Raw genomic sequence first — 20,767 nt, 5'->3', positions numbered from 1 at the left:
CTACTTCTCGCTCTTCGGCTTACGCTGGTCTTCTGGCTTACGCTGGTCTTTCGGCTTACGCTGGTCTTTTGGCTTACGCAGTGCGAATGCCAACGCTCCGCCGAAGGCGAGGACCGCAATCACGACCAGCACGATAGGTCCGTAGCCGCCGAGGAACCCGTCCTCGGACTCTTCCGAGGTGCCCGACGCATCGGCCGGTGCCCCGGGTGTTCCGGACCCTTCCTGCGTCAGCGTGAACGTGGCCGTGCCGCTTACCGGATGACCGTCTGCCGAGGTGATGCGGTAGGCGAGGGTGTACTCGCCGGCAGGGCCCAGATCACCGACGTCGACGACCACGCTCTGGCCCTCGATGCGAGCATCGCCCTTCGACCAGATGTTGCCGTCGGGGCCGACGACGTTGAGCGTTGCGAACTGCGACTGCGGCACCTCGTTGAAGGTCACCGATGCCGTCGCCGGAGATGCGTCGAGCGAGGAGCCGTCGGCCGGGCTGTACCCGGTGACCTGCGAATGAGCCGAGGCAATCGGAGCCGCGACCAGCAGTGCCAGCAAGGCCACCGCCGATACGACCACCGCTTTGGCGGACACGGTCAGCGCCCTCACGAGCGTCGGCTCCGTACGGTTGCACCGATTCCGAGGCCGGCGCCGACGGCACCGAGAACGAGCCCGGCACCGGCAATCCACCGGGCGGTGGTGTCCGAGGAGGACGTGGACGTCTGCTCGGCTGCGTCCGTCGTCTCGGCGTGGGCTCCGCCGTGCGCGTCACCGCTCGATGCTGCGAGGGTCAGTGTGGGAGCGGGCAACTCGGGCTCGCTGCCGTCCTCGGTCATCGGCTCGTTCCACTGTACGACCTCACCGTCGGTGTAGGTCTGGGTGGCCGGGAACGACACGGTTTCCTGCTCGGGCAGCGGCCCCGCGGAGAGCAGGAACTGCTGGAACTGGCCCGGACCGACCTCGGCACCGGGATTGGCCGTCCAGGTCACCGACACGGCGAGATCGGCGGAGTCCTTCTCGACGGTGGACGTCCACCCCGGAATGGGTTGGGTGCGAGCGGAATTGAGGCCGGGCAAGGTGACCTTGACCGAGTTGGTCGATGCGGTGTCGGACTCGGTGGGGACGCGGAACGTCAGGACCGAGTAGCCGCCCTGCGCGGCGTCGGGCGCGGAGACGACCACATGGGCGGAGGCTGCGCCTGCGCCGATCAGCAGTGCGCCGACGGTGGCACCCGATACGAACAAGGCACGCGGAATGGAACTCTTCATGAGTGTTGGGTCATTTCTGTGCGGAGGTGGAAAGAGGATGTCGGATCAGAGTTACGAGCTGATCGACATCGGAGGCCCACGACGAGAAATGGCCCAGTCCAGGGCAATACCGTGCACCGACGGCATCGCGACGGAGAACCGGACGCGACCGACAGCAGAACCGTCGGGCAGGGGAGTGAGGAGCGCGAGAACGGCACGAACGATCGATGTGATCGGGCCGTAGAGACGTTCGGCTGCGGCGATCAACAGCGCGGCGACCAGCGACGCGGCCGCGTGAAAGCCGATCATCGCGGCACTGGGCAGCAGCGAATGGCTGTGTGACGAGCCCGACATGCCGGCCATGTCGCTCAGGCTCAGTGCGGTATGAGCGAGGAGTTGGCCACCCATCAGGGCGGGCAACAGAACAGTCGAGCGACGCGGAACGGCAGTCATGGCACCGACGCCGAGGCTGACCACGATCAGCAGAGCCAGGCCCGATCCGCTGAGATAGCCGCCGCCCGCCATTCCGTGCGCAGCAACCGCCAGCGCGGCGGTGACCGTACCGACAGCTCCGCCGCGAAGCGGTGCAGCAGAGCCGTCGGTCATCGGATGGTCGGTGAGATCAGCGCACGCCGAGGCGAGCGAGCACGTCCGCTTCGATGCCGTCGAGCTCAGCGGAAATGGCGGCGTGGGCAGTCTTGCGGCGCGCAGGCGGCATCTGCTCGGCGGCGCGCACAGCGGTGGTCAGATCGTCGAGACGCTCGCTGATCGCGGCACCGAAACTCTTGGTCTCCGGATCCGAATGACGCGATCCGATGGTGCTCAGCGACTTCTCGGCACCGGCGATCCGGGCGCTGAGCTTGCCGCCGTGGCCCGAGTACTCGCTCAGCTGATCGGGTGCGACACCCAGCTGCTGCGCCTTACGGTTGTCGAGCTGCCCGCGAACGACGGTGGCAGCGCGGTAGGCAATCGGAGCCAGCACCGGCAGCAGAAGCCGAGCAATACCGAGATACTTACGAATCTGAGCCACGTTCAGCGTGCCGGCCGCAGCCGCCTTCTGCTGCGCCCGCAACGCCGAGACCTGCGCCTTCTCGACATTCTTCTGCGACTTCGCCTCCACCGCGCTGAGCTTGCGCTGCGCCTTGGCGATCGACTTCAGCTGCTTGCGCTCGTTCTTCGCGCCGAGCTTCGCCTCCAGAGTGGCCTTGTGCTTGAGGGCCTTCGCCTCCGCCTTGCGAGTGGCACGACCTTTGCGCTTACGGAACAGACCCATCGACAAGGCTCCTGACATGTGCTGCTAGGCGGTAACGGTGCGTTCCACACAGCCTAATAGGCAGCTGTTCTTCTTCGGCTGTCGGAGGGCTCACCTAATGTCTAGCGGTGTGAACGGTCAACGAGATGCGGCAGCGTCGCACGTACCTGTGCTGCTCGACGCCGGATCGTTGACGCGATGTCGGCACCGGCTCTATCTCGACACCGCCTACGGGGCGCTCCTGCGCGGTGAACCCGAGAATCCCGGGGTGCGGCAACGCCGAGAGGCGGCTCAGGCGCATCGCGAGAACATTCGCGCGCAGTTGGCAGCGGCCGACCCCATGCAGTGGACCGAGATCGACGAGCCCACGGCCCGTGCTGCGGCCGATGCGACCGTCGCGGCCTGCCGCGCAGGCGTCGAACGTATCTGGAATGCAGTTCTGCCACTCGAACGCGATACCGGCCGCCGCGGACGGAGCGAGCTTCTCGTGCGTGACGCGTCGGGCGGCTACATTCCGGTGATCGTCGTCAATCACAAGGTGACCGACCCCGGGCGCGGTGCGCGCACCACGCCGCTCACGCACTGGGCTCCGGCCGTCGACGAGACCCGCAAGGTGCGCAGCCAGCTGCGCGATCAGCTCCGCCTCGCGCACCTGTACCGCATGCTCGCCCACGAGGGCTTGGCCACGGCTACCCCGGTCGGGGGCGCAGTGGGTTATCGCGGAGAGTGCGTGTTGGTACACGACCTGACTGCCGCGCTCGACGAATACGACATTCGCTTCGCGGACCGGCTTGCTGTCGCGAGCGGTGACGCGGTGACCGTTCCCTCGCAGATCAGCGAATGCCGTTCGTGTGCTTGGTGGTTCGACTGCAAGCCGCAGTTGGTGGCGGCCCGCGACGTCTCACTCGTCGCATCGGGATCTCGAGCGGACGTGCTGCGCAGCGCTGGAGTGCGGACGATCGACGAACTGGCGCAATGGACCGGTCCGGCTCCCGAGGAGTGGCCCTTCGGCAACTTCGACGACGCGGTGTCTGCGGCGCTGGCCTGGCGCGCCGACGTGCCGCTTCTGCGTCGATCGGAGACCGTGACGGTCCACCGCGCCGACGTGGAGGTGGACGTCGACATGGAGAGCTATCAGGAGCACGGCGCGTACCTGTGGGGCACGCTCCTCACCGAGGCAGGCGGACCGCCGCCGGAGTATCGCGGCTTCGTCACGTGGGATCCGCTGCCCACCGTCGACGAGGGACGCTCGTTCGCGGTGTTCTGGAACTGGTTGATGGACACGCGAGCCGATGCCGCGGCTCGCGGCAAAACCTTTGCAGCGTATTGCTATTCGAGACAAGCCGAGGACAAGTGGTTACTCGACTCGGCCCGACGCTTCGCCGACGTCCCCGGAGTGCCCACCGAGGCGCAGATACGCGAATTCATCGACAGCGAGCAGTGGGTGGATATCTATCAGGCCGTCAGTGACCAGTTCATCTGCCCGAACGGCAAGGGGCTGAAGAAGATTGCCCCGGTGGCCGGATTCTCCTGGCGCGACGAGGAAGCCGGTGGCGAGGCGTCGATGGGCTGGTACCGCGAGGCTGTCGGATACGACGCCGATCCCGATCACACCCAGCGAGAACGGCTACTCGTCTACAACGAGGACGATGTGCTCGCCACTAAAGTGTTGCGCGAGTGGATGTCCGACCGCGCCGAGCACGAGATCCCGACCGTGGCGGACCTGCGCGCTCGCGTGTGACCCCGCGCCCGAGAAGTCGGGGCCACACGCGAAAGGACTTCTAGCGCGGTGCCATCCGGATCGCGCCGTCCATGCGGATCGTTTCGCCGTTGAGATAGTCGTGCTCGGCGATCATCTGCACCAGCTGGGCGTACTCGCTGGGCTGCGCGAGACGCGACGGGAAGGGCACGGACGCCTCGAGGCCCTGACGGTATTCCTCGGTGACACCGGCGAGCATCGGGGTGTCGACGATGCCGGGGGCGATGGTGTTCACGCGGATGCCGACCTGGGCCAGGTCACGGGCCGCGGTGATGGTCATCGCGTGCACGCCGCCCTTGGAGGCGGTGTAGGCGATCTGGCCGATCTGACCCTCGAATGCGGCGACCGATGCGGTGTTGATGACAACGCCGCGCTGGCCGGCGTCGTCGACGGTGGACTGCGACTGAATGCGGTTGGCGGCCAGCCGCATCACGTTGAACGTGCCGAGCAGGTTGATGGTGATGACCGTGCGGAACAGCTCGAGATCGTGCGGTCCCTTCTTGGACAGGATGCGACCCGCCCAGCCCACGCCTGCACAGTTGACGACGATGCGCAGCGGCACACCGGACTCGACGATGGTGTCCAGCGCCGCCTCGACCTCGGCCTCACTGGTGACGTCGGCGGGAATGAGGGTCACGCCGTCCGGGACACTGTCTCCGGCGCGCTCGATGGACTGCGGCAGATCGAGACCGAACACCGTGACGCCCGCGCCTGCCAGACGTGCTGCGGTTGCTGCTCCGAGGCCCGACGCGCCACCGGTGACGAGCGCTGCTGTTCCTGAAATCTCCACGTCGTACGATCCCCTTCGTTAGCGGTGTCGGGTCGCGGCACAGGCAGCGACCACGCTGTGTTCTGCACCATAACCGGCGGGGGACCTCACCCCACTCCCAGGCACCCCGCTCTCCCGCACCCGACTCTCCCGCATCGAGGGGTCGGTCGGCCTACCGCCCTTCGAGTGACGGTGATACTCCCTACGGATTCGTGAGTCCATGCTCGTCGTCACTTCTGCGGCGAAATGTACGAAGCCCGGTCAGGATTGCGGCCGCAGCAAACAAACAAGTAGCCACCCAGGACCAGATCGAAAACTCACCGTCCTGAGTTCGACTCACGGACACAACGGCCCACAGCAGCGTCAGTGCCGACCAGAAGAAGACCCACCTTGTCCCGATCGGAACATTGATCGCCAACTCCTTGCATCCCGACGGGAGCCCGTGCCCCGTTGACACTGAATCTTGGTCGTTCCATCACATGCAGCCAACGTTATCGCCTCGGTCGGCTGCGACGGGCCTGCCTCGACGAAACCGCATCCGGCCAGGAGTAGTAGGACGGCGGCCGATGATGGTCGGCTCCGGCCCCACACCAGGCAGGACGGAACCTCCCTCCCGTGCCCGCCGATCAGGGCAGAATGCGGCCGGAGTCGTCGTATTCGACTCGCTGAGCGCCGTCACCGAGGTCGTCGAGCAGGATCGTCGCCGCGGCCGGTCTGCCCGGAGGCAGCAAGCGAACCGTCACCGATCCCGTCACGGCACCGTCCAGACTGCTCGACGCCCCCGCCGCGATGTCGTTGCGGACCTTCTCGCTCAATGCTGTGGGGCTTCGGTCGTCGAGCATCGTGACCTCGACGCCGCGGGCGCGAGCCGAGCGTGCCGCCCTGGCCAACTCGGGCAGTACGAGCCCGCGGGCCCGCAGGGTGTCGCGGAGCTCGGCTTCGAGGAGTCGGCACGCCAGGACTTCCTCGTCGGTGAGATCGGGGCCGTCCGCGATGCGCTGCAGGAGCGGACGGGCGAGCGTATCGAGACTGGCCAGGCGGGCGTCACGTTCTTCGAGTACCGCCGCAGCGGCGGCCTGGGCGGCGATGCGGATGGTGGATTGTTCACGGAGCTCGAAGATCGCTGCACCGAGGGGTCGGATGGTGAAGGCGAAGAACGTCGCCATCAACAACGGAGCAATATTGATGGCGCTGAACGACAATCCGAACAGTGCGCCTTGACCCGTCCAGGCTGCCCAACCGACGACGACAGACATGGTGAGCGCGAGTCCGAACCACGCGGCCGGCGTGCGGCCACGGACACACATGAACGTGTAGATCACGACGGACATACCCAGAGGCCAGGACTGCAGACTGCCGGTCAGCGGCACCGGCACCACGGCGAAGACGAACGACGCGGCCACCGGCCCGGACACCGTGAGCAACGCCGTGGACCGTGGGCTCAGTGGATCCCCCGGCGCTCTGAGCAGCAGGATAACCGCGGCCGAGAACACCAGCACCGAGACGAACGGCGGCCACACCGCGGACATACCCTTCAGCGTCGCCGACGCACACACGGCGCACGCGAGGATGTAGAAGCCGGCGACGGCGTACGCGGCCCCCGACTTCATCGACAGCAGGTCGCGAACATCCTCGCCGTTCATCGCGCCCAGCTCAATCGCACAGTGGTTCCGCGGCGGGAGGTGTCGATCTCGGCCGAACCACCGTCGAGCTGACGCATCCGCCCCTCGATGCTGACGGCGACGCCGAGTCGGTGCGGAGGCACCGAGCGTCGATCGAAGCCGATACCGTTGTCTCGCACGATGACTCGCATTGCCGACGGGGCCAGCGAGACCGTCACCGATCTGGTCGACGCCTGAGCGTGAACGACGCTGTTGCGCAGTGCTTCTGCTAGTGCGCCCGCGATCGACCGGACCGCATCGGCAGGGTAGTTCGCCGAGGAATCGGCGGGGTCCTCGCGGACCCTGAAATCGATCGACTCGTCGACTGTCGATGCGGAGGCCCGCATCAGAGCGATCGTGTCGTCGGCGGTGAAATCGTGTGTCGCAGTGTCGGTGTGTAGTCCGTCCAGATGGGCCAATGCCGAACGTGCTTGACGGGCCAGGCTGGCAGTGCGGCCCTGGCGAGCGACCGCCAGCAGTGACGACATGACCTCGTCGTGGATGAGGGCGTCGAACCGTTCCCGTTCGACTTCGCGTGCATTCGCCGCAGCCGCCCGTGCGGCATCGCCGTGGGTGGCGCTGATGGTGGCGTCGAGAATGCGACCGGTACGCAGTGCGGCCAGAGTCGCCGCGACGAACACCGTGCAGAACATCAGCCCGAAGAATATTTCGGCGATGATGTTGCTGCGAGGAAACGGCTCTCGCACAGCTTGATTGATCAGTTGCACGATCACCACCGAGACGGCCGTGTGCACGAATGCCGGGATGGGTCGCCATACGGTCGCGGCCGCGAGTGAGGCCAGGCCGGGGAATGCGGACAGGAACATTCCGCTCCGATCGAAGGTGGTCCCGTCCCAGGCCACCCACCACAGCAGGGCCATGACCGGGAACGCCAACGCTGCGATCGAACCCGCAACCTGGCTGACCCTGATGCTCGGGTGAAAGGTGAAGGCTCCGAACGCGAGACCGGTACCGAACACGACGATCACGGCGGCCGGGGTCCACCACCCGGGGACCGTGACGCTGCTGCGCGCGATGTCGGGAACGAGCAGCAGTAGATACGCCGCGTAGCCGGTACCGACGAACCGGCCGAAGATCCTGATGAGCCGATCGGTCGAACGGTGTGCCGCGTCGCTACCCGTCGCCTGCAGGTTGTCGTTCATTCACCCCTCCGCGAGGAGTGTAAACCAAGGTCAGACGTCTTCGGTGGTGCTGCGCTTCTCCACTTCCTGCGGTGCGTCGCTGCGGGAGCGTCGGACGAACGCAGCGGCGACGACGAGGGCCGAGATCGCCACCACGACTGCGGCCGCCACGTACGGTGCCGACGTACCCGGCATCAGTCCCTCGAAGAACAGGACCGCGCCGAAGACGAAGAACAGAATGGCCGCACCGTACTGAATTATGCGTTCCGGCAAGTGCTTTCCGAGAACGGCACCCAGCACGATAGCGAGGGCGTCGGCGGCGACCATGCCCACCGTCGAGCCGATCCACACTCCGACCCAGTCGTTGTCGGCGGCCAGAGTGACGGTGGCCAGCATCGTCTTGTCGCCCAGTTCGGCGAGGAAGAACGCGGACGCGATGGCCAGGAAGGCCGACTTGGTGACTCGCGACGCCTTGGCACCCTCGTCGTCGGACAACGAATCTCCGCGCAGGGTCCACAGACCGAACACGACGAACGCGAGCCCGCCGACGATCGAGATGGCTTCGGTGGGGATGGACACACCGAGGAAATGGCCGACGGCGACCGAGACCAGATGCACGACGGTCGTGGCCACGGTGATTCCGCCGATGACGACGTACCACTTGTAGCGCAAGGCGAACGTCATGGCCATCAGCTGGGATTTGTCACCCAGCTCGGCCACGAAAATGACAGCGAAACTCAACAGTAGAGCGGACAGCACAGCAGACTCCTCGGTCGTCGAACGGACCGAAGGTCTCGCCCACCGGAAGTACCGGTTCAGGTGCCGGGTCGTGGAAAACGACCAGTATGTCGACACGTTGATTGGGGGCTACTCCCCTTCGCTGCAGACGACTTTAAGTGCCGTTTCTCCAATTGTCCAATGCGCCAATAAGTTTGGGGACCCGAAAAATCGTGTACGGGGAGCGGTCAGGATGCGAGGAGCATCGCCAAAACTGCGGTGTCGGGATCGCTGATCGGATCGAGGCCGACCCGACTGATCATCGACGTCACGGTGCCGTCGGATTCTGCCTCCACCCACGCGGCCCGGTGATCGAGGCCCAGATGCGGAAGACCGGGCAGCAGAACACAACCCGACGCCGCGCCCGCGCACTCCGGCAGAGAGGGCGTCGTCTCCGACGGTGGATGCAGCATCAGCAACGCGGCCGGCTGATGGTCCGAGAACCGCCCGGGAGCCAACGCGAAATCTCCGATCACCGGTCCCTCGGCCAACACCAGGCCGACCGTCCCCGGCTCCGGATCCTCGGGCAGCTCCTCCCGCACCCCGAACACCGTCGACGTCGCCAACAGACCCGGCATCGACGCGACCCGGACGGCCAGCGCCAGGAATTGAGCCCACTCCTTGGTGGTGTCCGGCCAACGACCGGAGATCACGAACCCGCGCAGTAGACCGGCGGCGTGAAAAGGTGAGACACCGATGAGATCTCGATCGTCCATTGCGCATCCCTCCCAGACAGGTACGAGGCAGAAGCCGGGTACACGACGTTGGGTAAGGAGAAGAATGACCCGAAAACGGCTGGCACACAAGATGGGGAGAGTGCCAGCCGAAAACGTAGCCGGCCCACTGCGGCTCGGCAGCCGATACGCTGCTGCGGTGAAAAACAGAGGATCCGCCCGGCGAACCGTCGTCTCGTTGCTGTCCGTTGCGCTATTCCTGAGTGTCGCCGCATGCAGTCGGGAAGAATCGACCCCGGGCGAGACCGGCGGCGAGGTTCGCACCGTGCAGCATGCGTTCGATGAGACGAGTGTTCCCGTCGATCCACAGCGCGTGGCCGTGCTCGACGGCGACCGCACGTTGGAAGCCGTCGTCGCGTTGGGCATCCAACCCGTCGCGGCAGTGAAGCCGCCGCTCACCGGTGACTACGCACCCGTCGTCCGGGATCGGCTCACCACCGAACCGATCGACATCGGATCCGTCGACGCCGACGTCGACATCGAGGCTCTGACGGCCGCCGCACCGGACCTGATCGTCATGCGAACGACGGGTGAGGACAACCGAGCGCTGTACGAGCGGGTCGCCCCGATCGCGCCGACCGTCGTCGTGGAATACACCCCGGCCTCGTGGCAGAACACCTTGCAGCAGCTGGCGGGAATCTTCGATCGGCAGGAGATCGCCGACGGTTTGCTGGCCGACTATCGGCAGGCGGTCGACGAATCCGAGTCACGCTCACCTCGGGAAAACAGCACGTTGACCGTCGCGCGAGTGCGCACCGACTCGTTGCGGTACATGACGCAGGACGGATCGTTTCCTTACGCCGTCCTGGCCGATCTCGGCTACCGCGCGCCCGCACAGCAGGATCGCGGATCCGACGCGGTGCAGACGGTCGACGTCAGCCCGGAACTGATCGACGTGCTGGCGGCCGACGACATCCTTCTGCTCACCGATGCCGGGACGGAGGACGCCGTGGCGCAACTGCGGCAGAACCCGCTCTTCACCGGTCTCGGAGCTCGGGTGACCGAGCTTCCGTCCAAGGATTTTCTCTTCGGCAACGTGCTGACCGCCCAGGCCCTGGTCGAGACCGCGACCGAAATCGGGGGCTGACGTGCCGGCATCCGAACGTTGGGTCGGCTGCGCTGCAGTGGCGCGCGAGAACGACGAATCGCTTCGCGGGACAGCTGCACGGGCACACGGCTGGGTGTTGATCGAGCACCGAGGCCCGTGGGGGCGCGAACCGTGGGGGCCGGACGGGCCGCTGGGTCGAATCGGCACCGAACTCTCGCGTCGCTGCAAGGCCGTCGGGATACGCCCGCAACTGGTGCGAGAAACGCACGGCAGGCGTGAACCCACCGAGACGCGACAGGTGTTTCTCGCGCACTCGGGTCGCCGCGGCCCATGGCTGGAGAAATACACGGTCGACACCGTCGAGCAGATACTCGAACTACCGCTCGAAGCCGCTGCGGCGGGCACCCCACCTGGTATCGGGACTCGCGTCGACCAGCGGCTCTACCTCGTCTGCACGCACGGAAAGAAGGATCCGTGCTGCGCGGTGCTCGGTCGGCCGGTGGCGGCGGCCCTCGCCGGACGCAGCGGGCGGGTATGGGAATCGACGCACCTGGGCGGGGATCGATACGCAGCGGGCATGGTGGCCCTGCCGGACGGCAGCTACTACGGCAACCTCGAACCGACCAACGCGCAGGCCGTCGTGGGCGACCACGATCGCGGGCATCTCACGCTGCGCCACTACCGAGGCCGCTGCACCGACGACACCGTCGCCCAGATCGCCGAACACGCAGTACGAACCGAATACGGGCTCACCGGAATCGACGACGTCCACCCGTCCGATGTCACGTCGTCCGGCGTCGCGTCGGATGTTGTGGTGGTGACGACGTCGGGAAGCGTGCAGGTACACGTGACACCCGATCCCGAGCCCCCGCGCCGAACGACCTGCCGTTCCGAGGACGTCGCGAGACCGGACCACGGCGTCGCAACCATCGGGTCGGTGCCCGCCGCCGGGAGGGCGTGACCTTCGAAATGCGACAGGGCCACCGCGTCGAACGCGGTGGCCCTGTCTGCGATTGCGCGTCGTGCGGCAATCTCGAAACCTACGGGAAGATCAGGCCCGGGGTCTTCGACGTGGCGGCCTCGAAACGAGCCTGGACGTCGGCCCAGTTGACGACGTTCCAGAACGCCTTCACGTAATCGGCCTTGACGTTCTTGTACTGCAGGTAGAACGCGTGCTCCCACATGTCGACCTGCAGCAGCGGAATGATGCCCAGCGGCACGTTGGCCTGCTGATCGTAGAGCTGGAAGGTGAGGAGCTTCTTGCCCAGCGAGTCGTAGCCGAGCACTGCCCAGCCGGAGCCCTGCAGGCCGTTGGCAGCAGCGGTGAACTGTGCGCGGAACTTGTCGAACGAACCGAACTGGTCGTCGATCGCGGCACCGAGTTCGCCTTCGGGCTTGTCGCCACCGTTGGGCGAGAGGTTCTTCCACCAGATGGAGTGGTTGACGTGTCCACCGAGGTGGAACGCGAGGTTCTTCTCCAGCAGGAAGATGCTGCCGTGATCCTCGGCCTCGCGGGCTGCAGCCAGCTTCTCGAGCGCGGTGTTGGCACCGGCGACGTAGGTGGCGTGATGCTTGGAGTGGTGGAGCTCGTTGATCTCGCCCGAGATGTGCGGCTCGAGGGCGGAGTAATCGAAATCAAGGTCGGGCAAGGTGTACTCGGACACGTGGTTCCCTTCTCTAACGACGCCGTGCCCATCGCGTGATGCGGGCACGTTCGTCCTACTGCGGATCTTTCGTAGGGTTCAACCCAATCTCATTCCTACCCCTTGTGCAACCGTTGTAACCGAGATGCTTTTCTCGGAATAAATCCACGTGAACAAGACAGTCGAATTCCTGGGCTGCGAAAACCTGCGATTGTCACGAAATAGTTGCGTAACAGCGCCGAATTGGTCCACACCATGAACGGAACCTAAACTCGAGGGTGTGAAAGGGGACCGTCCGAACCGAAATTCGGTCGACGAGTCCGCCCCCGCACCGGCCGTGACCGCGCCCCGCGTCCAGATGAACGGTGCCGATCTCCTGCGCGTCATCGCCGTCTGCGCCGTCCTCTACTCGCACATCTCGTTCTACCTGCTCGACGACGTCGGCGGCGACTGGTGGATGCTCGACATCGTCAACCTCGTCCTCATCGACGACGTAGGCCTCAACCTCCACCTCTCCTTCGTGGGCGTGAGCATGTTCATGCTGCTCACCGGGTTGCTCATCACCCGATCCGCCATGCGGCAATCGCGTCGGGACTTCATGGTCGCGCGCCTCGCCCGACTCGTGCCCGCCCTCTGGTTCGCCATCGCCCTGGCCGTCGTACTCGTCAAACTCGGCGTCAACGGCATGTTCAGCGGACAACCCGGAATCAGCAACGGAGAGGCCGTACTCAGCTTCTTCCTCGGCGGCTTCTTCCTCCGACCCGAGGTCGCCGTACTGGGCGTCACCTGGACACTCGTCGTACAGATCGTGTTCTACCTCTACTGCGTCGCAATGCGCTCGGCGCTCCGAGCAAGCCCGATCACCGTGCCCCTCATCGGAGCTGCACTCTGCACACTGGTGATCCTCTGGAACCTTTACCTGCCGCAGCCGTACACCATCCCGTTCCTCACCAAAGTCGCCGGAGTACTGCCCACCCTGTTCCTCGGCCAGATCTTCTACCTCGGCTGGGCGAAACTCGTCACCTGGCGCTGGATCGTCATCGGCGTCGTCGCACAAATCGAAGTGATCCGCCTCGCCATCGACGTCCACACCTTCTGGATGGGCGAGACCTACCTGTGGTCACTGCTCGTCGTCACCGGCACCGTGCTGATCCTCGCCCGATACGACGGACCCATCACCCGCTGGCCCATCATCGGCTGGATCGGCACCCGCAGCTACGCCATCTACCTGATCCACACACTTGTGCTCTACCGCATCTACGCAGCCGTGGAACCGCACTTCGGACCCACCGCCGCCGTCCTGGCCTTCTTGACCGGCACCGCCGCACTCGCCGAAATCCTCTACCGCTGGATCGAACTGCCCGCAGCACGACATATCAGCACGCGATACCGACAACTACGCACCCGATCTGCCGCTTGACCCCAGCCCGCTGGGTAGTGACCCCCGCTGGGTAGTCACCCCCGCTGGGTAGTCAATGTGACATTTGGTGGCCTTTTCGGGGGTGAATGTCACGTTGAGTGGACTGGGGTGGCACGACTGCGCTCGATCTCCCGCCGACCCGACATCTGCGGTCGACCGACATCACCCGGGTGTCGGCCTCGCCGGCTACTCGCCCCTGCTGGGTAGTCAATGTGACATTTGGTGGCCTTTTCGGGGGTCAATGTCACGTTGAGTGGACTGGGGCGGATGGGGGGGCGGGGGAGATCAGAGCTGCGGGATGACCTCGGAGGCGACCAGTTCGAGGTGATCGAGATCGGTGAGGTCGAGGGTCTGCAGGTACACGCGAGTCGCGCCGATGGCCCCGAAGCGGCCGATTTTGTCGACCAGTTCGGCGGGACTTCCCGCGGCCCCGTTCTCGCGGAGTTCGGATACGTCGCGGCCGATGGCGGCCGCGCGTCGGGCGATGTCCTCTTCGGTGCGGCCGCAGCACAGGACGAGTGCGTTGGAGTAGACGAGGGAATCGGGGTCACGGTCGGCGGCAGTGCAGGCGGCGCGGACGCGTCCGAACTGCGTTTCGGTGTCGGCCAGCGAGGCGAAGGGGATGTTGAATTCATCCGCGTATTTCGCGGCCAGGGCCGGGGTGCGCTTCTTGCCTCCGCCGCCGATGAGGATGGGTGGACGCGGCGATTGGACGGGCTTGGGGAGGGCGGGGGAATCGGTGACGGGGTAGTGGGTTCCCGGGTGCGAGAACGTCTCGCCGGTCGGTGTTTCCCACAACCCGGTGATGACGGCGAGGGACTCTTCCAGTCGGTCGAAGCGTTCACCGAGCGCCGGGAACGGCAGGCCGTACGCCTTGTGCTCGTCCTCGAACCAGCCGGCACCCAACCCCAGGTCGACGCGGCCACCGCTCATGGCGTCGACCTGCGCGACGCTGATGGCGAGTGGGCCGGGGTAGCGGAATGTGGCGGAGGTGACGAGCGTGCCGAGCCGGATGGTCGACGTCTCACGGGCCAGGCCGGCCAGGGTGATCCACGCGTCGGTGGGGCCGGGCAACCCGTCGCCGCTCATCGCGAGGTAATGGTCGGATCGGAAGAAGGCACCGTAGCCGAATTCCTCCGCGGCTGTGGCGACCCGGAGGAGGTCGTCGTAGGTTGCGCCCTGTTGCGGTTCGGTGAAGACGCGTAGCTCGACCGAGGAGTGAGAAGTCATGTTTGCCAGGGTAATCAGCTTGGATAAACGACCGCAGACAACAGCTGTGTCAAATCACGATCGATCCACAGCCTTCGTTGGTACTCGATACACCGGCAATCAGTTGTGAGGCCGTGACCTGTGGATAGAAACCGGCACGGGCCCCGATTCTGTGCATCAACCTGTGGATATTGTGGATAACTTTGTTGAGCCAAAGTGACGTAGGTCATAGCTGGGGCCATCCATCGTCAGGCGGGCACGAGTGGCAGTCGCGATCGCACCCGTGACAAGATCGAGAGGTGTCTCACCCCGAGCAGTCACCCGCCGTCACCGTAGACCGCCTTCCGGTGCCGTTCCCGGAAGCGGCAGTGCTGCTCGACGTCCGAGAAGACGACGAGTGGCAGGCCGGACATGCACCCGGTGCCGTGCACATCCCGATGGGCGACATTCCGTCCAGAGCAGGCGAAATCGACAACCAGTCCGAGATCTACGTCGTCTGCAAAGCCGGCGGGCGCTCGGCTCGGGTCGTCGAATACCTCAATCGCGTGGGCTACGAGGCCATCAACGTCGAGGGCGGGATGCTCGACTGGCATGCCGCCGGTAGGCCGATCCAGCGCGACGACGATTCGGACGAAGCGAGAATCATCTAGATGTCGGCACCGCAGGGGCGCGCACAGGCGTTCCAGGTCTGCGCCCGCTGCAGCACTCGCTGGGCGGTCGGCGCACGGCCGGGTACGTGGTGCCCCCGCTGCCACGGCGTGCTGCTCTCGCCGGTGTCCGCTCGGGCACCGGCACAGGGCCGCCGCAATTTTCGTTGGATTGCGCGGCCTGCGTCGTCGAAGAACAAGGCCGTCGGTCTCGCCCGGGTCGCGGCACCGACCCCCACTCCGCGTTACGACTCGACGCCCACCTGGGGGCTGCGCGACACCCCACGCGACCCCGCAGCACTCAAGCCCGCCGGGCGCGTCGAGCAGTACGCAGCCAACGCGCAGACGTTCGTCTGGATCACGGCGCTGCTGCTCGGGCTGGCGGCGTTCGCCGAGTTGTTTCGCTACGGAATTCTGCTGTACAACCGCACCCGATTGCTGTCGCCGATCACGCTGGCAATTTCCGATGCGCTGGTCTATTTCGCACAGGTCGGCGCGCTCATCGTCGGTCTGCTCGCGCTGATCACGACGTCCTGCTGGCTGATTCGGCAACGCCGGCTGGCCTACGCATCGGTCGGTGCGACCGAGCCGCGGTCGGTGCGATGGATGCTGCTGCTCTCGATGCTGCCTCTTGTTCGGATCGTCATGCCCGGGGTGTACCTGACGGAGATCGTCCGCCTCCGAGCCGAAGCCGACGGCGACGTCTACCGCCAGCTCACCTTGATCCGGATCTGGTGGGCCGTCTGGGCGACGAGCAACGCGCTGGTCGTCGTGCAGGTGCTGTGGAGTCTGCGCAACACACTGCAAGCCCGCGCCGACGGCGTTCTGCTCGCCGCCGTCGTGGCGCTCGTGGCCGCAGTTTCCGCGGTGCTGACCCTGGCCGTCATGCGCCGACTCGAGGGCCGCACCCTGCGCGGTTCGGCGCTGTCTCGTCCCACCCGCTGGGTCATCGCACCCAGCGTCGAGCGAAAGACCACGCAGTCCGAGGCCACGCAGTCCGAGACCGAGCAGGCCGAGACCGAGACCGAGCCGGCCGACGCAGCTCGTGCGGACTCCGGGGCCGAGAAGGACGACCGGGCGGTGACGGTCTCGTGAGCCCGGACCGACGCGGCCCTTTGGTCGTCGCGCACCGAGGAGCATCTGCGGCGAAGAAGGAACACACGCTCGCCGCCTACGATCTCGCGTTGCGGGAGGGAGCGGACGGCGTCGAATGCGACGTCCGGCTCACGAAGGACGGCCGCATCGTGTGCGTGCACGACCGCCGCGTCGACCGAACCTCGAACGGCACCGGAATCGTCAGCGAGATGACCTTCGACGAGCTCGCCCGGTTGAACTACGGCGATGCTGACGAACCCGCCGAACTTCTGACGCTGCACGACCTGATCGCGCTGATTCTGGATTGGACCAGCAAGCCGGTCAAGCTCTTCATCGAAACCAAGCATCCGGTGCGCTTCGGCTCGCTGATCGAGGCCTCGGTGCTGGCCGAGCTGCACCACTTCGGCATCGGAGCGCCTGCCTCGGCGGATCATTCGCGGGCGGTCATCATGTCTTTCGCGCCCTCGGCCGTGTGGCGAGTGCGCCGCTCGGCACCGATGCTTCCGACGGTCCTCCTCGGCGACAGCTCGCACTATCTGGGCGGCGGAGCAGCGACGACCGTCGGTGCCACCGCGGTCGGTCCGTCGATCCGGGCGTTGCGTGAGCACCCGACGCTCGTCGATCGAGCAGCCGCGTCGGGCCGTGCCAGTTACGTGTGGACGGTCGACGAGAAAGAGGACGTGGACCTGTGCCGCGAACTCGGTGTCGGGTGGATCGCGACCAACCATCCCGGACGAACGCGCGCCTGGCTGGAATCGAAGAACGTGTAGGTTTTCTGGCGTGGGTAAGAGCAAAAGAAACAGCGGACCGAAGCAGGACAGCAACCGGGCGGCCAAGCTCGCGCAGCGTGAGGCCGAGCGCGCCAGCCTCGAGTCGGGGACGACGCGGCCGTTCGAGGGCCTGGCCGCAGAATGCGACCTGGTGGCGCTGCGCGAATTCGTGCCTTCGGCCACCGCCACCGCGCCGATCACGTCCGGCGGCCGCACCGTCACTCTGGCAACGGTATTGCCGGGAGCCGTCGCCGCTCTGGTACGCGAAGAGGCGGGCACTGTAGAAGGATTCGTCGGCCTGCAGGTGCAGTTGCAGTCGAAAGACGTTGCAGCAGATATCAGTAGCGCGTTGGGCTGGGTCGCCGCCGCTCCCGCAGGTGAGTCGCTCGAAGCTTCGAAGGTGGACGAGAACACCCCCGCATTGACCGATGTCCTCGACCCGTCCGCACTCCTCGAGATCACCGTGCATCAGGATTTCAATTGGTGGATCCCGGAAAGTGCCACTCCCGCAGCCGATGTGGCCGCAACCGTGGAGCGCGCGAATCAGGCGATCATGCCCTCGGCGCGGATCGAGGCGGACGGCGTCGTTGCAGCATGGTGGGTCGATGCCGGCGACAAGGCGCACATCCGGTGGGTTCGCCCGGAGAGCGAGGACGACGTCATGCTCGCCCTCGCACGGTTGCACGCTGCCGGAGACCTGAATCTCGGTGAGGGCTCGCGGTACGCAGGCTCGTTCCGTACGCACGGGTTGCTGGTGCCGGTGTTCGATCTCGATCCGGAGATGCATCCCACCGAATGGGCTGCTCCGACAAAGGAATTCGGGGAGAAGCTGAACGAGGCTCTTGCCGTCGACGCCCCGCTCACGGGAGCGCAGCTGCGTTCGCGGGACGGCCTTCGTGGCCGTCAGGTCACCCTGCGCTGAGCAGTCGAGCCCAACCGAGAGGTGCGGCGGCCCGAAAGTTGGTGCACCGAAACGCACGTCGGGTGGCCGTCGGACAAGGGCTGCTTGTCCGACGACCACCCGTATGAGCGCGAGATCTCTCGCGTTACTCGTCGATGCGTGTCGCGTGGAGCGAAATTACAGCGATCCGCCGGCGACGGTGGGTGCGCCTGCATCGGCGACGACGCTGGTGTTCATCTCGCGGGCAACGAACTGCTCGAGGTCGAACAGGTTGTGGCCGGCGCGGTCTGCGATGTTGAGCAAGGTCTTCATGCTGGCAACTTCCTCGACCTGCTCCTTGAGGAACCACTGCATGAACTGCTCGCCGAGGTAGTCGCCCTCTTCGCGGGCGGTGCTCGCCAGAGCGATGATCTGCTCGGTGACCGTCTCCTCCTGTGCCAATGCGAGGGCGATGGCCTCACGCGGGTCGGTGAACACGGACTTCGACGCGTCGACACCGGTCAGTTCGACGGTGATGTCGCGATCGAGGAAGTACTGGACGATCATCATCGCGTGGTTACGCTCTTCGACCGACTGCGCGTAGAAGTGCTTGGCCAGCTGCGGCAGGTCGACATTCGCGAAGTAGACGGCGGTGGCGATGTACTGCTGCGAGGCATTGAACTCGTTGCGGATCTGGTCGCGAAGAAGTGCGTGGAACTTGGTGTGGTTCGTTTCTTTGATGTCTGCGCTCATGGTGAGGACAATATGCCTGGTCAGAGGGCATTGTCATCCAAGTCGAGCCTTATTGAGGCGAACGTAGCCTAATACAGTGAATCCTAAATGTCCCCTCTGAGCAGGGCGTTAGTTACGCGCTTCCGGCCTCTTTGGGTGCGTTGGTGGCGCGGGTCACCGAGCCGAGCTCGCGAGCCACGTACTGCTCGATGTCGAACAGATCCGAACCTGCTCGCCGCACGATGTTGAGCAGGCTCTGCATCGCGGCTACTTCCTCGACCTGTTCGGTGAGGAACCAGTGCATGAATTGCTCCCCGATGTAATCGCCCTCGGCTCTGGCCGCCTGTGCGAGCGCGGTGACCCGATCGGTGACCGCCACCTCCTGCGCCAACGCCAACTCCACCGGTTCGGCGACCGAATCGAACGCGGTCACCACGTCGTCGATGCCCGACGCGTCCACCTCGAGTCGGTTGTCGATGAGGAACCGAATCATCATCATGGCGTGCCGACGCTCTTCGGCCGACTGGGCGTAGAAGCGGTGCGCCAACTGCGGAAGATCGTTGCGGTCGAACCAGATCGCGATCGCGACGTACTGCTGCGAGGCGGTGAACTCGTACCGAACCTGGGCGCGCAGTAGATCGTGAAACGAGGTGGCGGACTCATGCGACGGCAATGTCATGATCCACAACGTACCGGCCGCACGCCCCCGTCAGGGGCCGCCGGTCAGCAGATCTGCCGGAATTTCCCGATCCTGAGCGATGGCGTCGAAGAATGCCGGTGCCCTGGTGTCGTCCCACACGAGGACGTTGCCGACATCGGAGTCCTGGAAGCCGCCGACCGGCACGGTCGTCGTCACCGGCCCACCTCGCATCGCCCAGGCCAACCCGGCCAGGTTCCAGATGTGGTCTCCGTCGTCGACACTCAACGACGACGCGGTATCGGACACCAACGGCCAGAGTTTCAAAGGATTGAGGAAAGTGGAAGCGCTGGTTGCCTTGTCGAGCAGAGCGGACATGAAGGCCCGCTGGTTGTTCATCCGGTCGAGGTCGGCCAATGCGGTCGCGCGGGATCGCACGAAGCCGAGTGCCTCGGAACCGTCGAGATCCTGACAGCCCGCGGGAATGTTGATGCCCGCCAACGGATCGTCGATCGCGTTCTGCACACACACGTTGACCCCGCCGACGGCGTCGACGATTCCGGCGAAACCACCGAAGCCGATCTCGGCGTAGTGATCGATGTGTACACCCGTCGCGCCCTCGACCGTCTGCACCAACAGGGACGGCCCGCCGAATGCGAACGCCGCGTTCAGCTTGTCCTCGCCGTTACCCGGAATCGGCACGTACGAATCGCGGGGCAGGCTGACCATCGTCGTCGCCCCGCCGCCCTCGGGGATGTGGATCATGATGATGGTGTCGGTGCGGCTGGGGCCCACTTCGCCGCCGGTCGCGAGAGATGCTTCCTGCTCCGGCGTCAGGCCGGCTCGTGAATCCGATCCGACGAGAAGCCAATTGGTGCCCGGGGTGTCGCCGATCCTGCCGGGGTACGAGGTCAGGGCGTCGACTCGCGTGAGCGAACTGTCGACGTAGTAGACGATGCCGCCGATGCCCAGAACGAGGACGAGCAGGACGATCAGGAAGCGACGGCCCCAGCGCCGACGCTTGCGCGGCTTCGCAACCTTGGGGGGACGTGAATCGCGTTGTGGCCGAGCTGGTTCCGGTCGTCGTAAGGCGCGCTGCGGAGAAGCCGGTGGCTGCCTGCGCTCGTCGACGTACGGTTCCGGCTGTTGGCGCGGTGCGTACCCGGTGCGCCCGGCCTCGTCCTCGGCAGCGCGGGAGTACTGGCGCGTCGAGTTCGGTGGAATGGAACCGGCAGGGCCGGGTTCGGGTGCCTGCGACCACGCCTGTTGCGGTGGGACCGGGGCACCGTGGCGGGGAGCGGCCGGGCGGCCGTCGCGCCTGATGAATTCGGTGCCCTCGGGTGCGGGCCCCGGA

The 20,767-nt window shown here is 65.7% G+C and carries 22 protein-coding genes; 8 read left to right on the top strand and 14 right to left on the bottom strand.

From position 1 onward, the window contains the following. The 4 genes from CH278_RS04820 to CH278_RS04805 are packed head-to-tail and all read right to left on the bottom strand — an operon-like array spanning position 1 to position 2,511. Positions 1-600: a copper resistance CopC family protein gene (locus tag CH278_RS04820; protein ID WP_072691977.1), complete on the bottom strand. Its 600-nt coding sequence runs from the start codon at positions 598-600 to the stop codon at positions 1-3. Next, positions 597-1,259: a YcnI family copper-binding membrane protein gene (locus tag CH278_RS04815; protein WP_032366718.1), complete on the bottom strand. Its 663-nt coding sequence runs from the start codon at positions 1,257-1,259 to the stop codon at positions 597-599. The genes CH278_RS04820 and CH278_RS04815 overlap by 4 nt, the downstream gene beginning before the upstream one ends. Before the next feature lie 51 nt (positions 1,260-1,310). After that, positions 1,311-1,844 carry a hypothetical protein gene (locus CH278_RS04810; protein WP_032381961.1) on the bottom strand — a complete coding sequence of 178 codons (534 nt, stop codon included), beginning with the start codon at positions 1,842-1,844 and terminating at the stop codon, positions 1,311-1,313. 16 nt (positions 1,845-1,860) lie between these two features. Next, entirely contained in the window at positions 1,861-2,511 is a 651-nt protein-coding gene (locus CH278_RS04805; protein WP_027494864.1) for a DUF6474 family protein, read from the bottom strand. A 151-nt stretch (positions 2,512-2,662) separates the two neighbouring features. On the opposite strand from CH278_RS04805, the gene CH278_RS04800 reads away from it, so the two are divergent. Then, positions 2,663-4,231, top strand: coding sequence for a TM0106 family RecB-like putative nuclease (locus tag CH278_RS04800; RefSeq protein ID WP_240934325.1), 1,569 nt, complete (start codon positions 2,663-2,665; stop codon positions 4,229-4,231). Positions 4,232-4,271: 40 nt separating this feature from the next. On the opposite strand, the gene CH278_RS04795 is transcribed toward CH278_RS04800, so the two are convergent. From CH278_RS04795 to CH278_RS04775, 5 genes are all read right to left on the bottom strand, one after another. Then, on the bottom strand, positions 4,272-5,039 hold the full coding sequence (locus CH278_RS04795) for an SDR family NAD(P)-dependent oxidoreductase (protein ID WP_027494862.1): 768 nt from the start codon (positions 5,037-5,039) through the stop codon (positions 4,272-4,274). 605 nt (positions 5,040-5,644) lie between these two features. Continuing rightward, complete coding sequence (locus tag CH278_RS04790; RefSeq protein ID WP_045841519.1) at positions 5,645-6,661, bottom strand: hypothetical protein; 1,017 nt, start codon at positions 6,659-6,661, stop codon at positions 5,645-5,647. Then, positions 6,658-7,026 (bottom strand): ATP-binding protein, encoded by a 369-nt coding sequence (locus CH278_RS28190; RefSeq protein ID WP_370878758.1) that lies wholly within the window; start codon positions 7,024-7,026, stop codon positions 6,658-6,660. Before CH278_RS28190 ends, CH278_RS04790 begins: the two co-directional genes overlap by 4 nt. An 846-nt stretch (positions 7,027-7,872) precedes the next feature. Continuing rightward, a complete protein-coding gene (locus tag CH278_RS04780; protein WP_032371715.1) occupies positions 7,873-8,580 on the bottom strand; it encodes a TMEM165/GDT1 family protein in 708 nt (235 codons plus the stop codon). Between the two features lie 206 nt (positions 8,581-8,786). Then, on the bottom strand, positions 8,787-9,314 hold the full coding sequence (locus tag CH278_RS04775) for a hypothetical protein (protein ID WP_027494858.1): 528 nt from the start codon (positions 9,312-9,314) through the stop codon (positions 8,787-8,789). 157 nt (positions 9,315-9,471) lie between these two features. Here CH278_RS04775 and CH278_RS04770 point away from each other — a divergent pair, with 157 nt between their 5' ends. Together CH278_RS04770 and CH278_RS04765 are read left to right on the top strand one after the other, a co-directional pair. Next, a complete protein-coding gene (locus tag CH278_RS04770; RefSeq protein WP_162182883.1) occupies positions 9,472-10,419 on the top strand; it encodes an ABC transporter substrate-binding protein in 948 nt (315 codons plus the stop codon). A gap of 1 nt (position 10,420) precedes the next feature. Then, positions 10,421-11,341, top strand: a complete 921-nt coding sequence (locus CH278_RS04765; RefSeq protein WP_094621305.1) for a sucrase ferredoxin — start codon at positions 10,421-10,423, stop codon at positions 11,339-11,341. Positions 11,342-11,420: 79 nt separating this feature from the next. Here CH278_RS04765 and CH278_RS04760 read toward each other — a convergent pair whose 3' ends face one another. Further along, entirely contained in the window at positions 11,421-12,044 is a 624-nt protein-coding gene (locus CH278_RS04760; RefSeq protein ID WP_019667073.1) for a superoxide dismutase, read from the bottom strand. Between the two features lie 337 nt (positions 12,045-12,381). Here CH278_RS04760 and CH278_RS04755 point away from each other — a divergent pair, with 337 nt between their 5' ends. Continuing rightward, complete coding sequence (locus CH278_RS04755; RefSeq protein ID WP_094621336.1) at positions 12,382-13,443, top strand: acyltransferase family protein; 1,062 nt, start codon at positions 12,382-12,384, stop codon at positions 13,441-13,443. 285 nt (positions 13,444-13,728) lie between these two features. Here CH278_RS04755 and CH278_RS04750 read toward each other — a convergent pair whose 3' ends face one another. Further along, positions 13,729-14,673: an LLM class F420-dependent oxidoreductase gene (locus CH278_RS04750; protein ID WP_032382012.1), complete on the bottom strand. Its 945-nt coding sequence runs from the start codon at positions 14,671-14,673 to the stop codon at positions 13,729-13,731. A 278-nt stretch (positions 14,674-14,951) separates the two neighbouring features. Here CH278_RS04750 and CH278_RS04745 point away from each other — a divergent pair, with 278 nt between their 5' ends. The 4 genes from CH278_RS04745 to CH278_RS04730 are packed head-to-tail and all read left to right on the top strand — an operon-like array spanning position 14,952 to position 18,086. After that, positions 14,952-15,302, top strand: coding sequence for a rhodanese-like domain-containing protein (locus CH278_RS04745; protein ID WP_027494854.1), 351 nt, complete (start codon positions 14,952-14,954; stop codon positions 15,300-15,302). After that, entirely contained in the window at positions 15,303-16,394 is a 1,092-nt protein-coding gene (locus tag CH278_RS04740) for a DUF4328 domain-containing protein (protein WP_052060674.1), read from the top strand. It begins immediately after the preceding gene. Further along, the gene (locus CH278_RS04735) at positions 16,391-17,164 is read left to right on the top strand and encodes a glycerophosphodiester phosphodiesterase (protein WP_032388116.1); all 774 of its coding nucleotides are present in this window, start codon (positions 16,391-16,393) and stop codon (positions 17,162-17,164) included. The genes CH278_RS04740 and CH278_RS04735 overlap by 4 nt, the downstream gene beginning before the upstream one ends. Positions 17,165-17,174: 10 nt before the next feature. Then, positions 17,175-18,086: a DUF5926 family protein gene (locus CH278_RS04730; protein WP_032401101.1), complete on the top strand. Its 912-nt coding sequence runs from the start codon at positions 17,175-17,177 to the stop codon at positions 18,084-18,086. Positions 18,087-18,242: 156 nt separating this feature from the next. On the opposite strand, the gene CH278_RS04725 is transcribed toward CH278_RS04730, so the two are convergent. From CH278_RS04725 to CH278_RS04715, 3 genes are all read right to left on the bottom strand, one after another. Then, on the bottom strand, positions 18,243-18,797 hold the full coding sequence (locus CH278_RS04725) for a ferritin (RefSeq protein ID WP_027494851.1): 555 nt from the start codon (positions 18,795-18,797) through the stop codon (positions 18,243-18,245). A 112-nt stretch (positions 18,798-18,909) separates the two neighbouring features. Beyond that, complete coding sequence (locus CH278_RS04720) at positions 18,910-19,455, bottom strand: ferritin (RefSeq protein WP_094621304.1); 546 nt, start codon at positions 19,453-19,455, stop codon at positions 18,910-18,912. Between the two features lie 30 nt (positions 19,456-19,485). Then, positions 19,486-20,736, bottom strand: a complete 1,251-nt coding sequence (locus CH278_RS04715) for an LCP family protein (RefSeq protein ID WP_256991761.1) — start codon at positions 20,734-20,736, stop codon at positions 19,486-19,488. Positions 20,737-20,767 lie beyond the last annotated feature (31 nt).

Origin of the sequence: Rhodococcus sp. 05-2254-5 (assembly GCF_002258575.1) — a bacterium.
Lineage (GTDB): Bacteria > Actinomycetota > Actinomycetes > Mycobacteriales > Mycobacteriaceae > Rhodococcoides > Rhodococcoides fascians.
This window is presented reverse-complemented; position numbering and strand designations above follow the sequence as displayed.